The sequence below is a fragment of the Kitasatospora sp. NPDC088783 genome, assembly GCF_044750705.1.
Lineage (GTDB): Bacteria > Actinomycetota > Actinomycetes > Streptomycetales > Streptomycetaceae > Kitasatospora > Kitasatospora fiedleri.
Genome location: NZ_JBIVKJ010000003.1, coordinates 124334 through 138744, shown reverse-complemented (window position 1 = coordinate 138744; position 14411 = coordinate 124334). Strand labels below are relative to the sequence as shown.

The window sequence follows — 14411 nt, the reverse complement described above, 5'->3', positions numbered from 1 at the left end:
CGGCAGACCGAACCGTTGAGGGGTGGTCCCCGGCTCTCGTCGGGGGCCACCCCTCACCGCTGGATCTGCTGTGATCCCGGTCATTTACGGGCCCCTGGTTTCGTTCCGGGGGCGCGTGACCGTTATTCTTACCGAAACTGCCGAGATCGCCGCCCGTTCGCCCGGGCGTCCGATGGCCGGCAAGAGCCAAGGAGCCCACGTTGGCTGAGCTGCACGTCGAGCTGGTCGCAGCCGACCGCAAGGTGTGGTCCGGTGCGGCCACCATCGTCGTCGCCCGTACGGCCTCCGGTGACACCGGCATCATGCCCGGCCACACCCCGGTGCTGAGCGTGCTGGAGACCGGCCCGGTCACCATCCGCACCGCCGACCAGGGCACTGTCGTGGCCGCGGTGCACGGCGGCTTCATCTCGTTCGCCGACAACAAGCTGTCGATCCTCGCCGAGATCGCCGAGCTGGCCGACGAGATCGACGTCGCCCGGGCCGAGCGGGCGCTGGAGAACGCCAAGACCGAGGCCGACTCGCACGCCGAGCGCCGCGCCGAGGTCCGCCTGCTCGCCGCCGGCGGGTTGAAGGCGCACCACTGAGCCTGGTCTCAGCGACGGTCCCGGGGACGCCTGGAGCGTGACCCCGGGACTGTCGTATCAGTTGGTAGGAATGAGCGGCCGTGGGTCGGCCGCCACCGGGAAGCAGCGAGGAGGTAGGTGAGCATGGTCCTCGCCCTTGTGGTGTGCGCGGTGGTGGTGGTCCTGGCCATCGCCGGGCTGGTCGGCTTCGCGGTGCGCCGCCGCCTCATCCAGCGGGTGGGCGGCACCTTCGACTGCTCCTACCGGTTGAAAATGCCGGCCGACGCCTCCACGCAGCCGGATCTCGACGAGAACGGCCAACCCACCTCCGCCCCGGTCCCGCAGACCGACGGCAAGGGGTGGGTTTTTGGTATCGGCCGCTACAGCGGCGACTCGATCGAGTGGTTCCGGGTCTTCTCCTACGCCCCCCGGCCGCGCCGGGTGCTGCCGCGCACCGAGATCGAGGTGCTGGGCCGGCGCTACCCGCAGGGCCAGGAGGAACTCGCCCTGCTCTCGGGCTCGGTGGTGCTGCGCTGCCTGCACAAGGGCGCCCCGCTGGAGCTGGCGATGAGCGACGACGCGCTGACCGGCTTCCTGGCCTGGCTGGAGGCGGCGCCGCCCGGACAGCGGGTCAACGTCGCGTAGCGACGGGCCCGCTGGTGGGGGCGCCCCCGGCCGAAGGCTGGGGGACGGGTCAACGTCGCGTAGCGACGGGCCCGCTGGTGGGGGGACGGGTCAACGTCGCGTGGTGAGGCGCTGTTAACGGCCGTGAACCCGCGCGCTAGGCTGCGGGCATGGTGAACCTGACGCGCATCTACACCCGGACCGGGGACGACGGCACGACCGCGCTCGGCGACATGAGCCGGACCACCAAGACCGACCCCCGGCTGATCGCGTACGCGGACACCAACGAGGCCAACGCGGCGCTCGGCGTGGCGCTGGCCGCCGGGCAGTTGGACGAGGAACTGGTCACGGTGCTGACCCGGGTCCAGAACGACCTGTTCGACGTCGGCGCGGACCTGGCCACCCCGGTCGTCGAGGACCCGAAGTACCCGCCGCTGCGGGTCGAGCAGTCGTACGTCGACCGGCTGGAGGGCGACTGCGACCGCTTCCTCGCCGAGCTGGAGAAGCTGCGCAGCTTCATCCTCCCCGGCGGCACGCCCGGCGCGGCCCACCTGCACCTGGCGTGCACCGTGGTGCGGCGGGCCGAGCGGTCGACCTGGGCGGCGATCGAGGCGTACGGCGAGGGCGTCAACCCGCTGACCGCGAAGTACCTCAACCGGCTGTCCGACCTGCTGTTCATCCTGGCCCGCACCGCCAACAAGGAGCGCGGCGACGTGCTCTGGGTGCCCGGCGAGAACCGCTGACCCGCCCGGCGGCGGGTCACTTCTCCCGCTTCGGGAAGACCGTGTAACTGGCCGCGATCAGCAGGTTGACGCCGACCACCAGGCCCATCCGCGGGTACCAGGTGCCCAGCGCCGCGGTGCGGGCGTCGTCGCCGACCAGCCACCGCACGGCCGCGACCAGCGCCACCGTGATCACCGCGGCGAGCAGCGTCAGCGCGCACACGCCCCACTCGTAGCGGGCCCGCGGCGCACCGTACCGGGGCGTCCCGGCGGGCCTCGGGCCGCCGGCCAGGCGGTGCGCGGCGTGCCCGTCCGCCCAGCGGACCAGGCGGCGGCCGTAGGCGAGCGAGAAACCGACGTACGCGGCGGCCAGGCCGTGCGTCCAGTCGGCGGTGGCGCCGCCGCGCAGGTCCGCGACGGTCGCGCCGAGGATCACCAGGTCGACCACCGGGAGCAGCGCCAGGAGCACCGCGCCCGTCCGGCGCAGGCGCAGCGCGTACCGGGCCAGCAGCCCGGCCGCCAGCACCACCCAGAAGCCGATCTCACCGGCGACGATCAGGGAAACCATGCTTCGATCCTGCCGCGCCCCGGGCGCCCGGTCATCGTCCGGCCAGTCGACACCGGTGTGCGACTTTCGTCGGACGGCGGGTCGTCCGACCGGTCGTTCCGGCGGGTCGGAAGGAGTGCTGGGATGGTGCCCGTGAGGCTCACCGCCCGCCAGGAGGACCTGGCCATCGCCGCCGCCGGGCTGCTCGGCGGCCTGCTGCTGCTCGCGTTCGGCGCCTACGACGCCCGGCCCGGGCTGCCGGTGTGGGCGGTGGCGCTGCCGCTGGCGGCGATGGCGGCGCTGGAGACGGTGCGCCGCCGGCGGCCGGTCTGGACGGTCTGCCTGGGCGGCGCGCTGTTCGGCGCCGGGGTGTACCTGGGCTCGCTGACGGCCACCCTGCTGATGTACACCGACCTGCTGTACGCGGCGACCCTGTACGGCCCGGTCCGGATCAGCAAGGTGCTGCAACTGACCGGCGCCGCCGCCACGTTGGTGCTCTCCGGGCTGACCTGGCGGTACGGGTCGGTGCCCGGGGCGCTGCTGGTCGCGGTGTTCTGCGGGCTGGTCTTCCTGGCCCCGGTCTGGACGGCCGACCTGCTGCGCCGCCACCGGGACCGTGCCGAGGCCGCGTGGCTGCGGGCCGAACAGACCGCGCTGCTGGCCGAGTTGGACCGGCGCGGCGCGGTGGCCGCGGAGCGCGCCCGGATGGCCCGCGAGCTGCACGACGTGATCGCCAACCACCTGTCGGCGATCGCCATCCACGCCACCGGCGCGCAGGCGGTGGCGCGCCGTCAGCGGCGCGAGCCGGACGAGCCGCTGGTGCAGGCGCTGGCGGTGATCCGGGAGAACAGCGTCCAGGGGCTGGCCGAGATGCGCCGGATGATCGGCCTGCTGCGCGGGAGCGGGCCCGAAGAGCCGTCCGTGGCACCGCGGTTGGCTGCGGTGGACGTGCTGCTGGAGCAGGCCCGGGCGGCCGGGCGGGCGGCCGGGCTGCGGTTCGAGGCGCGGGAGCTGGGCGAGCGCGGCGAGCTGTCCGCGCCGCTGGAGCTCGCCGCGTACCGGATCGTCCAGGAGTCGCTGACCAACGCGGTCAAGCACGCCGCGCCCGGCCCGGTGCGGCTGGAGATCCGGTACGGGGAGCGGGAGTTGGCGATCTCGGTGGAGTCCGCGTACCGGGCCGGGGCGGGCCGGCCGGTGCCCGGGGCGAGGGCCGGGCTGGTCGGCATGGGCGAGCGGGCCCAGCTGCTCGGCGGCCGGTTCGCCGCCGGGCCGGAGGGGGAGCGGTGGGCGGTGCGGGCGGTGCTGCCGCGGACGGCGGGCGGGGAGCGGGCGTGATCCGGGTGCTGGTGGCCGAGGACCAGGCGGCGGTGCGGGCGGCGCTGGTGATGATCCTGCGCGCGGAGGACGACCTGGAGGTGGTCGGCGAGGCCGCCGACGGCGAGCAGGCCGTCCGGCTGGCCCTGGAACTGCGGCCCGACGTGGTGCTGATGGACGTCCGGATGCCCCGGCTGGACGGCGTCGCGGCGACCCGGCGGGTGGTCGCCGCCGGGGCCGGGCAGGTGCTGGTGCTCACCACCTTCGACCTGGACGAGTACCTGTGGGGCGCGCTGCGGGCCGGCGCCGCCGGGTTCCTGCTCAAGGACCTGGAGGCCGAGGCGCTGGTCGACGGCGTCCGGGCGGTGGCCCGCGGCGACGGGATGCTCGCGCCGTCCGTCACCCGGCGGCTGATCGCCTCCCTCGCCCGGCCGGGCGGGCCCGGCCCGGCGGCTCCGGCGGGCGCTGCGGAGCCGGCGGAGCTGACGCCCCGGGAGCGGGAGGTGCTGGGCTGCCTGGGGGCGGGCCTGTCCAACGCCGAGATCGCCGCCCGGCTGCACACCGCCAAGGCCACCACCAAGACGCACGTCAGCCGGATCCTGGCCAAGCTCGGCCTGCGCAGCCGGGTGCAGGCGGCGATCCTCGCCCGGGAGCTGGGGGTGCCCGGCCCGGGGGAGCAGTGAGGGCGGGACGCGGCCGGGGCGGGGCGCGAGGGGCACAGATCACACCCGTCCCGGCGCAGATCACACTGCCGGAACGCACCACGGCGGGCGCGCTCCCACTAGAGTCCGGCGAGAGCGCTGCCGCTCCCGCGGTCGGTCCGTACTGCCCGGGTGCGGGACGTTCTGGGCGGCTGGGTGAGTTTGCTCACGGTCCGCCCGCAGACGGGTGATTTGGGCGGCAATCGAGCGTAGGTGTGAGGTGTTCCTGCGTATATTCCCTCGGACGGGTGAAGTTGAGGGGCAGTCCGGCGGGTGACAGCAACCTGCGGAACTGGTTCACCGTCAGATTCAGAAGGGGCCGGTGCGCGGACACGGCCCCGTGGAGCACGGACGTTCCCCGAGGTGCGGGCGGCACCGTGGAGCGGACGCCCGGCGGACGGCCGAGGAGGAGGACAGCATGCGCATCACCGGCGACCACACCGGACTGGCCATCGAAGGGCGGCTCGACGTGCGCAGCGCCGCCGACGCCAGGGCACTGCTGCACGCTGCCGTCGACGGCGGCGAGGGAGACCTGGTCCTCGACCTCGGACGCCTGGAGTTCTGGGACGCCACCGGGCTCGGCGTCATCATGGGCACCCACCGCCGGGCCGGCCGGGTCGGGCGTCGGCTGGTGCTCCGGGAAGTGCCGGTCCAGTTGCAGCGCCTGCTGGTGGCGACCCGGCTGCACCGCATCCTGGCGGTCGAGGGAGCGGTGCAGGACCCCTGCGGGACGACGCTTCCCGCGCTCGGCTAGCGCGCTCCCGGCCGGCCCGCGGGCGACGGCCGCGGGACGGTCGGGAGGCGGGCGGCGCACGGACGGGTTCGTGTGCGGACGGCTCGGCGCCGGAACCACCCCTGTGTGGTGACCCGTCGTGTCCATGTGGGAAAGTCTCCGCTCAGGTGTCCGAGTGGCGGGGAGCAGCGACGTGGGTCAGCCGAGCGGGGAGTTCCGGGGGGACGGGGTGCGCCCGCGGAGCGGGGAACTGGTCAGCGGTGAACGGCTGGTGGTGGTCGGCGGCCCGGAGGGCTCCGAGGCCAGGCACTGCCCGGACGAGTGGATGCCGCAGCCCCGCCGGATCCGCGGCCTCGTGCAGGCCCGGCCGGAACTCGGCCCCAGCCCGGCCGTCGGCCCGCTCGCCCTGGGCGCCGGCCCCGGCGACCTGCGGCTGCTGGACCGCGACGCCGACATCGCCGCCCTGCTGGAACAGCTCCGGGCCGGACGTTCGGTGCAGCTGCTCGGCCAGGCCGGCTCGGGCCGCTCCGCACTGCTCGCGGCCGTCGCCGAGGCGGCCGGGGAACTCGCCCCGGACGGCGTGGTGCGGCTGAGCGGCTACCGGCGCACCACCGCCGACCTGCTCCAGGACCTGTTCGCCGCCACCCACCAGGCCCCCGACTTCCGCCCGGACCGCGAACAGCTGGCCGAACTGCTGGCCGGCGTCGCCGCGGTGGTGGTGATCGACGACGTCGAGCCGTCCGGCGAGGAACTGGAGGAACTGCTCGCCCTCGCCCCCGAGTGCGCGTTCCTGCTGGCCACCCTCCCCGACACCCCGCCCGCGCCCCCCGGCTCCCGGCTGCGCGACCACCTGGTGGCCGGCCTGTCCCGCCCCGCCTGCCTGACCCTCGCCGCCCGCCTGGCCGGACGCCCGCTGGACGAGGCCGAACGCGCCTGGGCGGTGGACCTCTGGTTCGAGTCCGAGGGCCTGCCGCTGCGCTTCGTCCGGGCGGCCGCGCTGCTGCGCCAGCGCGACGTCACGGTGGACGCGCTGATCGCCGCGCAGGAGGACCGGCGGAGCGTGTTCGGCTCCGTCCAGGAGTACGAACTGCCCCGCGACCCGGCCGAGTTGGAACGCGAGCTGCGCCGCCAGGTGCCGCTGCCCTCGGTGGGGGAGAGCGCCGCCCCGGCCCGCCGCCTGGTCCAGGGGCTGAGCGAGTCGGCCCGGCTGGTGCTGCGCCTCGCGCTCGCCCTCGGCGGGGAGTGCCCGACCGCGCCGCACCTGCCCGCCCTGGTCGACGTCGGCCTCGGCGAGAGCGCCCTGCAGGAACTCGTCGAAACCGGACTGGCGGTCTCCGTCGGCGGCCACCACCGCCTCACCGAGGGCGTGCTCGACGCGCTGCTGCCCGAGGTCGAGGACGACGGCAACGGCCTGCCCGCGCCGTTCGCCCCCGGCGGGATCGCGCACGGCGCCGCCGAACACCTCGCCTGGTGGGTCGGCCACGCCTCGGTCTCCACCCGGCAGGTCGCCGCCGAGGCCGAGGTGATCCTCGCCGTGCTGCTCGCCGAACGGGACGCCGACCGCCCCGCCGAGGTGCTCCGGCTGGCCCGGGCCGCCGCCCCCGCGCTCGCCCTGTCGTTGCGCTGGGGCGCCTGGGAACGCGCCCTGCAACTCGGCCTGGAAGCCGCCAGGATGCTCGGCGCACCCGCCGAACAGGGCTGGTTCCACCACGAGTTGGGCGTGTACGCGCTCTGCGCGGGCAGCCCGCAGCGGGCCGCCGCCGAACTGGAGGCGGCGATCGCGCTGCGCGCCGCCGCGGGCGAACAGCGCGGCGGGGCCGCGGCCCGCCGGATGCTCGACCTGATCCGGCTGGAGGAGACCGCCGCACTCACCGCCGGCCCCGACAGCGAACCCGCCCGCCGCCGCCGCGCCATCCGGGCGATCGCCCAGGTGGTGCCCGGCCGACTCCGCAAGCGGGCCCCGCGCGGCGCCCGCAAGACCGTCCTGCTGGCCGGCGCCGCCGTGATGGCGCTCGGCGTCCTCGGCACCGCGATCGGCGTCGCCGCCGGCGGGGACGACCACCCCGGCGGCGACCGCACCGGCAACTCCGCGGACGACCTGCCCCCGCTCGACCCCACCACCTCCCCCCGCCCCAGCAGCTCCCCCGCGCCCGCGCCCTCCGGCAGCGAGAGCCCGTCCGCGACGGACCCGGGCAGCCCGAGCGAGAGCCCGTCCCCCTCCACCAGCGGCCCGGCCACCACCAGCCCGTCGGCCACCCACCGGCCCGGCAGCACCCCGAGCGCCACGAGCAAGCCGGGCACCACGACCAATCCGGGTACGACGCCACCGCCGACCACCACGACCCCCAAGCCCACCGACACGGCGAAGCCGACGAACACGCCCACGACCACCGACCCGACGCCGCCCACGCCGACCGGTAGCGCGACCACCACGCCCACCGCCACGGCGACACCCACCAGCACCCCCTAGCGGCGCCCGTGACGGCCCGTCAGAGCAGCAGCTGCTCCAGGGTCGCGTCCCCGCGGGCGAGGCGGCGCGCGTACGCGGCCCAGGCCGGACGGGCCGGCAGCGCGTCCAGCGGGTCGGGGGCGTCCGGGCCGAGGGCGCGGCGCAGCAGGCGGCGGGCCAGGCCCAGCGGGGCGCCGCGTTCGCACAGCCGGGCCTCGGCGGCGTCCAGGCCCCCGGCGGCGTGCGCCTCCCGCAGCGGGGCCGCCCAGCCCGCCGGCGCCCGGCCTCGGCCGGGTCCGGCGTCAGGTGCGTCTCGTACGGGGCGGACCGCCCCGGAGCCCCGGGGGAGGGCTAGAAGAGCTTGAGCTTGTCGTCGTCGATGCCGCGCAGCTCGTCGTAGTCGAGGACGACGCAGCCGATGCCCCGGTCGGTGGCCAGCACCCGGGCCTGCGGCTTGATCTCCTGGGCGGCGAAGACGCCCTTGACCGGGGCCAGCAGCGGGTCGCGGTTGAGGAGTTCGAGGTAGCGGGTGAGCTGCTCGACGCCGTCGATCTCGCCGCGGCGCTTGATCTCGATGGCGACGGTGGCGCCGTCGGAGTCGCGGCAGAGGAGGTCGACCGGGCCGATCGGGGTCGGGTACTCGCGGCGGATCAGCTGCCAGCCGGAGCCGAGCACCTCCATCCGGTCGGCGAGCAGCTCCTGGAGGTGGGCCTCCACGCCGTCCTTGATCAGGCCGGGGTCGACGCCGAGTTCGTGCGAGGAGTCGTGGTGGACGTCCTCCAGCGTGATGATCAGCTTCTCGCCGGCCTTGTTGGTGACCGTCCACACGCCGTCGCCCTCCTTGAGGGAGCACGGCGGCGACATCCAGTTCAGCGGCTTGTAGGCCCGGTCGTCGGCGTGGATGCTGACGCTCCCGTCGGCCTTCACGATCACCAGGCGCACGGCGGAGGGCAGATGTGCAGCGAGGCGGCCCGCGTAGTCCACGGTGCATTTGGCGATGACAAGACGCATGGGGACAAGCCTAAGGCCCGCCGGGAGTGCCCCGGTCCGTGTTCGATTCCGGAGGGCGGGCCACCGGTGGCCGGGCCGGTGGGGCCGAGGCGGCGCAATCCCGAGACAGCCGGTCCGGGCGGGCCGGGCCCGGGAGCCGTTTGAAGCGAGTGCGCGCACGGCGGGTGTCGGCCGGGCGGGAGCGGCGAAACATGGTGACCGCACGAGTACGTGCGGTGAGGGGCCGCAGCTCGGCGCGCTGGGTTGGGACACGGCTGATTCCGGCCAATCTCGCCCCGGGAGGGGCGTTCCGGGCGGCAATCCGCCGATTCACCAACCCGGGTGAGGGGGGTCCTGCCAGGCTGGTCTGACCCCCCAGGACCGAACCCCGACGCGCGGCGTCCACCGGGCTGTCGCACCGTCGACGCTCGAACGGCGCGCGCGGTCCACCGCACGTCCGTCCCACCGTTCCCCGGCGCCGCACATCCGGTGCCACCCCTACCGCACCACCCTCAGCACACCGGCACCACCGCCCCGGCGACCACGTCGGAGCGGACCGCGAGAGGAGAACCCATGTCGCTCGACGTCTCACCGGCCCTGCTGGAGAAGGCCGAACGAGGCGAGGTCGACGAGCGGGAGTTCGTCGACTGTGTCCGCACCTCGCTGCCCTACGCCTGGGACATGATCAGCTCACTGGTCGCCCAACTCAAGGTCGACGGGACCGACTTCGCCGACAACGAGGTCCCCCCGCCGAGCGAGCAGGAGCGCGGGCAGCTGCTCCGCGCGCTGGCCAGCGACGCGATCCGGGGCGCCCTGCAGCGGCACTTCGGCGTCCAGTTGGCGTTCCAGAACTGTCACCGCGTCGCGGTCTTCGCCCCCGGCCCCGACACCGAGACGCGGCTGGCCCGCTTCACCTCGGTCCGGGCCCAGCTGCTCAACCAGTCGCCGGAGCTGCGCGACTGCTGACCCGACGTCAGCGCCCGGCGCCGCACATGTGCTGACGGCCCGTCAGCGCCCCTGTGCCGCCGCCGCACGCGGGCCCCCCGGTCAGGACACCCGGGGCGGCCCGCGGGCGCGCGACGGGCCGTCAGCGCGCCCGAACCGGCCCCCGCGCGCGCCTGCGGGCGCCCGCGCGCCCGCGCGGGCGCTCAGGACAGCTGCGGCAGCACCTCCGCGCCCAGCCGGGCCAGGTTGTGCAGCGTCGCCGCGGTGTCGCCCGAGCCCTCCGCGAGCAGCGCGAAGCGCCGGATGCCGGTGCGCTCCGCGGTGGCCAGCAGCCGGTCCGCGCACTGCCGGGGGGTGCCGACCGCGTGCAGGTCGCAGAGCAGCTCGGTGTACGCCCGCGGGTCGCGCATCGAGCGCTCCCGGCCGTCCACCGTGCGGTGCGCGCCCAGGCCGTGCGCGAAGAAGTCCGGCATCGCCCGCAGCAGGCTGGCCCGGGCCGCCCCCGCCCGGTCGTCGACCTGCGCCACGCCCGCCGCCACGTGCTCCCGCTCCACCCGGGCCAGCTGCTCCTCGCCGCGCCCCGCCGCCCGCCAGGCCGCCCGGTACGCGGCCACCATCTCCCGCTTGTCCTCGTCGCCCGAGTGCATGCCCAGCAGCATCGGCAGGCCCCGCTCGGCGGCCGTCCGGACCCCGCCCGGCGAGGTGCAGGCCACCACCACCGGCGGACCCGACCGCCCCGGCCCCGCCTCGTCCTGGCGCTGGCGCGGGATCACCGCGCCCTCCAGGCCCAGCCAGCCCGCCAGGTCCGCCCGCCGGGCCGGCTCGGCGGCCCGCGGCACCACCGCCACCTCCGGGAACGCGAACTGCGGCCCCGCCGCGCCCACCCGGGCCCCGCGCAGCCAGCGCAGCAGCAGGTCCAACCGCTCCGGGAAGCCCCGCTCGTACGCCTCCAGGCCGCCGCCGAACACCGCCAGGTCGATCCACGGCCCGCCGCGCCCCACCCCCAGGGTGAACCGGCCGCCCGAGGTCAGGTGCAGCAGCGCCGCCTGCTCGCCCAGCGCCACCGGGTGACGGGTGCTCAGCACGCTCACCGCCGTCCCCACCCCGATCCGCCGGGTGCGGCCCAGCAGCAGCGCGGCCAGCGTCGCCGCGTCCGGGCAGACCCCGTACGGCACGAAGTGGTGCTCGGCCAGCCAGACCGCGTCCAGGCCGGCCCGCTCGGCGGCCAGCGCGGCCGAGACGGTCCGCTCCAGCGCCTCGCCGTGGCCCTGGCCCGGGAACTGCGCGGACAGCAGGAAGGCGCCGACCCGGAGCGCGTCCGTGCCGGCGCCCGGCGACTGCTCGGGGGCGGGCCGCTCGGCCGGCAGCACGCCGCCCGCCGCCCGCGGGGCGGCGGAACGGGCCTCGGGCCGGGCGGTGGTCTTCGTCATCGGGTGCCTCCTCGGTGCCGCGCAGGGTCTGCGGGCCCCGCCGTGTCACCACGTGAGTAACCCATGTCATGTGCCAATGGCACGCCGAACCCCCGATTTGCTCGAGGAAAGGGTGGATTACCCCGGAAACCCCGGCACCCGCCCCCCGCTCCGTGCTATTGGGGCGGACGGGACCGGCGGGACGCCCGGGAACCCCGGGGCGCCACCGGGTACAACGCGGCGCGCGACCCTCCGGTCACCGGCTGGGAACGGCCCCCGGGCGGCCCTTACCCTGGAGGCACAGCGCGCCGATGGAGAGGTAGTCACGTGTCACCCCGCCGCAACCGGATCGAGAAGCCCGACGACCGCGGCAGCGCCGCACCGACGGGCGGTTCGCTGCGCCGGGTGGAGGCGTACCGGGGCGAGGACTGGGTGGTGCAGACCGTGGCCGGCACCGCCGGCCGGTACTACCGCTGCCCCGGCTGCGACCAGGAGATCCCGCCCGGTGTCGGCCACGTGGTGGCCTGGCCCGACCACGGCGGCGTGGACGACCGGCGGCACTGGCACCGGGCCTGCTGGGGAGCGCGGGAGCGCCGCGGCTCCAACGTCCTGCGGGGCCGCGGCGCTCCGAAGTACTGACGGCGGGTCAGGCGTCGCGCCGCTTCAGCACCAGGTAGCCGCAGAGCAGCGCGGCGGCCGTCCACAGCGCGCAGATCAGCAGGCCGGTCCACGGGCCGTACGGCTGGCTGGCGGGCTGGTAGACCTGGAGCGACCGGGAGCCGGCCCAGTCCGGGAAGTAGTGGGCGACGTTCTTCACCTTCGGCACCACCGAGAGGATCGGGGAGAGCAGGAAGAAGAACGGCACCAGGATGCCCAGCGCCAGGGTCTGGTTGCGCAGCAGCACCGTCACGCCGGCCGAGAACAGGCAGAGCAGGGTCAGGTAGAGGGCGGCGCTGAACACCGCCCGCAGCACGCCCGGCTCGCCCAGCGTGGTGCGGTGCTCGCCCAGCATCGCCTGGCCGGCGAAGAAGGTGACGAACGCCGTCACCAGCGAGACCGCCAGGGCCAGCGCGCCGACCACCGCCGCCTTCGCGGCCAGCAGGGTGCCGCGCTGCGGGACGGCGGCCAGCGAGACCCGGATCATGCCGCTGCTGTACTCGTTGCCGACCGCGAGCACGCCGAACACCACGATCGCCAGCTCGCCGAGCATGATCCCGGCGAAGGCCGTCCCGGTGGCGTCGAACGGGGTGGTGGAGTCCTCGGTGACGTCGGCGAAGTTGTTCTTGGTCACCAGCGACAGCAGGGCGCCGACGACCAGGGTGACCAGGAAGGCCGCGGCGAGCGTCCAGACGGTGGAGCGGACACTGCGGATCTTGGTCCACTCGGACTGCGCGACGGCGGGGAACGCGGCCATCTCAGCTCTCCTTCCCGGACGGGCGGTCGTTCCAGCCCGCGCCCCAGACCGGGGCGGAGGCGGAGGCGGGGGCGGCGGGGGCGCCGGGGGTGCCGGGTGCGGCGGGGGCGCCGGGGTGCCCGCCGGTGCGGTACTCCACCGACTCGGCGGTCATCTGCATGAACGCCTCCTCCAGCGAGGCCTGCTGCGGGCTCAGTTCGTGCAGGGTGACGCCGTGCGCGGCGGCCAGCTCGCCGAGGGCCGCCGGGTCGCCGTCGACGACCTCCCAGGAGCCGTCCGGGCCGGGCTCGGCGGCCAGGCCGGCGCCGTGCAGGACGTCCAGCAGCCGCTCCGGCTGCGGGGAGCGCAGGCGGACCGCGGAGCGGGAGTTGCGCTTGATGAACTCGGCCATCGGCAGGTCGGCGAGCAGCCGGCCGCGGCCGATCACCACCAGGTGGTCGGCGGTCAGCGCCATCTCGCTCATCAGGTGCGAGGAGACGAACACCGTGCGGCCCTCGGAGGCCAGGCGCTTCATCAGGTTCCGGATCCACAGGATGCCCTCGGGGTCGAGGCCGTTCACCGGCTCGTCGAACATCAGGGTCTGCGGGTCGGCCAGCAGGGCGGAGGCGATGCCCAGCCGCTGGCCCATGCCGAGCGAGAAGCCGCGGGCGCGCTTCTTCGCCACCGCGCTCAGGCCGACCAGGTCGAGCACCTCGTCGACCCGGGCGCGCGGCACCCGGTTGGACTGGGCCAGCCAGAGCAGGTGGTCGTAGGCGGTGCGGCCGGGGTGCACGGCCTTCGCCTCCAGCAGGGCGCCGATCTGCCGCAGCGGGTCCTGGATCTCGGCGTAGCGCTTGCCGTCGATGGTGACCTCGCCGCCGGTCGGGTGGTCGAGGTCGAGGATCATGCGCATGGTGGTGGACTTCCCGGCGCCGTTCGGGCCGAGGAAGCCGGTCACCACGCCCTCCGGGATCCGGAAGCTCAGATCGTCCACGGCCAACTTGTCACCATAACGCTTCGTCAGGTGATGCAACTCGATCATGTGCCTCTCCTTGGTCTGCGGCCAGGTTATGGCAAAAAGCGGATCAACCGGACAACCTGCGTCCGGCGCGTGCCCCCCGGGCCCTACGGTGGAACCATGACCTCGCCCAGCGCGCCGGCCGTCCGCGAGAACGGCACCGGTACCCCGCTCGTCCTGCTGCACGCCTTCCCGCTCTCCGCGCGGATGTGGGAGGTCCAACTGGAGCGCGTACCCGGTCCGGCCGGGGACGACGCCCGGGTCGTCGCACCGGATCAGCGCGGCTTCGGCACCGCCCCGCTCGGCGAGGGACCGCCGTCGCTGGACACCGCCGCCGACGACCTCGCCGACCTGCTGGACACGCTCGGCGTCGAACAGGCCGTCCTGGGCGGCCTGTCGATGGGCGGCTACGTGGCGATGGCCTTCGCCCGCCGCCACCCCGAGCGGCTGGCCGGACTCGTCCTCGCCGACACCAAGGCCACCACCGACACCGACGCCGCCCGCGCCAACCGGGAGCGGATCGCCGCCGCCGTCCTCGAACGCGGCAGCGTCGACCTGCTGATCGAGGAGCGGACGGCGGAGAACCTGCTCGCCCCCGGCACCGACCCCGAACTCATCGACGCGGTGCGCCGGATGATCGCCGAGGCCAGCCCGGCCGCGGTCGCCTGGGCGCAGCGCGCGATGGCCGCCCGCCCCGACTCGCTGGACGAACTGGCCGCCCTGGAGGTGCCCGCCGCGGTCATCGTCGGCGAGCTCGACACCGTCACCCCGCTCAGCGAGGCCCGGATGATGGCCGAGGCACTCTCCGACGCCGAGCTGACCGTCATCCCCGCGGTCGGCCACCTCTCCTCGCTGGAGGCCCCCGAGACCTTCAACGCCGCCGTCCGGGCCCTGCTCAAGCGCGTCAAGTAGCCGCCGGCCCGCCGGGAACGCCGGAGGGGCCCGGAGCGAGAGCTCCGGGCCCCTCCGGGCACTTCAGGACTTCAGCGGTGTCCCGACACGG

At 75.3% G+C, this 14411-nt stretch carries 15 protein-coding genes; 10 read left to right on the top strand and 5 right to left on the bottom strand.

Annotation, left to right across the window (positions count from 1 at the left end; translation table 11 throughout):
* Positions 1-200 precede the first annotated feature (200 nt).
* From ACIP60_RS09160 to ACIP60_RS09150, 3 genes are all read left to right on the top strand, one after another.
* Positions 201-584, top strand: a complete 384-nt coding sequence (locus ACIP60_RS09160) for a F0F1 ATP synthase subunit epsilon (RefSeq protein WP_100836339.1) — start codon at positions 201-203, stop codon at positions 582-584.
* A gap of 123 nt (positions 585-707) precedes the next feature.
* The gene (locus tag ACIP60_RS09155) at positions 708-1208 is read left to right on the top strand and encodes a DUF2550 domain-containing protein (RefSeq protein ID WP_199528111.1); all 501 of its coding nucleotides are present in this window, start codon (positions 708-710) and stop codon (positions 1206-1208) included.
* A gap of 149 nt (positions 1209-1357) precedes the next feature.
* A complete protein-coding gene (locus ACIP60_RS09150; RefSeq protein ID WP_100836337.1) occupies positions 1358-1930 on the top strand; it encodes a cob(I)yrinic acid a,c-diamide adenosyltransferase in 573 nt (190 codons plus the stop codon).
* A 16-nt stretch (positions 1931-1946) separates the two neighbouring features.
* Here the strand turns inward: ACIP60_RS09150 and ACIP60_RS09145 are convergent, their stop codons facing one another.
* Positions 1947-2477, bottom strand: a complete 531-nt coding sequence (locus ACIP60_RS09145) for a hypothetical protein (protein ID WP_400681776.1) — start codon at positions 2475-2477, stop codon at positions 1947-1949.
* 123 nt (positions 2478-2600) lie between these two features.
* On the opposite strand from ACIP60_RS09145, the gene ACIP60_RS09140 reads away from it, so the two are divergent.
* From ACIP60_RS09140 to ACIP60_RS09125, 4 genes are all read left to right on the top strand, one after another.
* Positions 2601-3791: a sensor histidine kinase gene (locus ACIP60_RS09140; RefSeq protein ID WP_400681775.1), complete on the top strand. Its 1191-nt coding sequence runs from the start codon at positions 2601-2603 to the stop codon at positions 3789-3791.
* Positions 3788-4453, top strand: coding sequence for a response regulator (locus ACIP60_RS09135; RefSeq protein WP_400681773.1), 666 nt, complete (start codon positions 3788-3790; stop codon positions 4451-4453). The genes ACIP60_RS09140 and ACIP60_RS09135 overlap by 4 nt, the downstream gene beginning before the upstream one ends.
* Before the next feature lie 436 nt (positions 4454-4889).
* Positions 4890-5225 (top strand): STAS domain-containing protein, encoded by a 336-nt coding sequence (locus tag ACIP60_RS09130; protein WP_100836334.1) that lies wholly within the window; start codon positions 4890-4892, stop codon positions 5223-5225.
* Positions 5226-5397: 172 nt separating this feature from the next.
* Complete coding sequence (locus ACIP60_RS09125) at positions 5398-7674, top strand: ATP-binding protein (protein ID WP_400681771.1); 2277 nt, start codon at positions 5398-5400, stop codon at positions 7672-7674.
* A 330-nt stretch (positions 7675-8004) separates the two neighbouring features.
* Here ACIP60_RS09125 and nucS read toward each other — a convergent pair whose 3' ends face one another.
* Complete coding sequence (gene nucS / locus ACIP60_RS09120; RefSeq protein WP_100836332.1) at positions 8005-8664, bottom strand: endonuclease NucS; 660 nt, start codon at positions 8662-8664, stop codon at positions 8005-8007.
* A gap of 552 nt (positions 8665-9216) precedes the next feature.
* On the opposite strand from nucS, the gene ACIP60_RS09115 reads away from it, so the two are divergent.
* Complete coding sequence (locus ACIP60_RS09115; protein WP_400681768.1) at positions 9217-9609, top strand: SCO5389 family protein; 393 nt, start codon at positions 9217-9219, stop codon at positions 9607-9609.
* Positions 9610-9791: 182 nt separating this feature from the next.
* On the opposite strand, the gene ACIP60_RS09110 is transcribed toward ACIP60_RS09115, so the two are convergent.
* On the bottom strand, positions 9792-11018 hold the full coding sequence (locus ACIP60_RS09110; RefSeq protein WP_400681766.1) for an LLM class flavin-dependent oxidoreductase: 1227 nt from the start codon (positions 11016-11018) through the stop codon (positions 9792-9794).
* 306 nt (positions 11019-11324) lie between these two features.
* On the opposite strand from ACIP60_RS09110, the gene ACIP60_RS09105 reads away from it, so the two are divergent.
* Positions 11325-11636 (top strand): ATP/GTP-binding protein, encoded by a 312-nt coding sequence (locus ACIP60_RS09105; protein WP_400681764.1) that lies wholly within the window; start codon positions 11325-11327, stop codon positions 11634-11636.
* A 7-nt stretch (positions 11637-11643) separates the two neighbouring features.
* Here ACIP60_RS09105 and ACIP60_RS09100 read toward each other — a convergent pair whose 3' ends face one another.
* On the bottom strand, positions 11644-12411 hold the full coding sequence (locus tag ACIP60_RS09100) for an ABC transporter permease subunit (RefSeq protein WP_400681761.1): 768 nt from the start codon (positions 12409-12411) through the stop codon (positions 11644-11646).
* 1 nt (position 12412) lies between these two features.
* Positions 12413-13432 (bottom strand): ABC transporter ATP-binding protein, encoded by a 1020-nt coding sequence (locus tag ACIP60_RS09095; protein ID WP_400681759.1) that lies wholly within the window; start codon positions 13430-13432, stop codon positions 12413-12415.
* A gap of 96 nt (positions 13433-13528) precedes the next feature.
* Here ACIP60_RS09095 and ACIP60_RS09090 point away from each other — a divergent pair, with 96 nt between their 5' ends.
* On the top strand, positions 13529-14320 hold the full coding sequence (locus ACIP60_RS09090) for an alpha/beta fold hydrolase (RefSeq protein ID WP_400681757.1): 792 nt from the start codon (positions 13529-13531) through the stop codon (positions 14318-14320).
* Positions 14321-14411 lie beyond the last annotated feature (91 nt).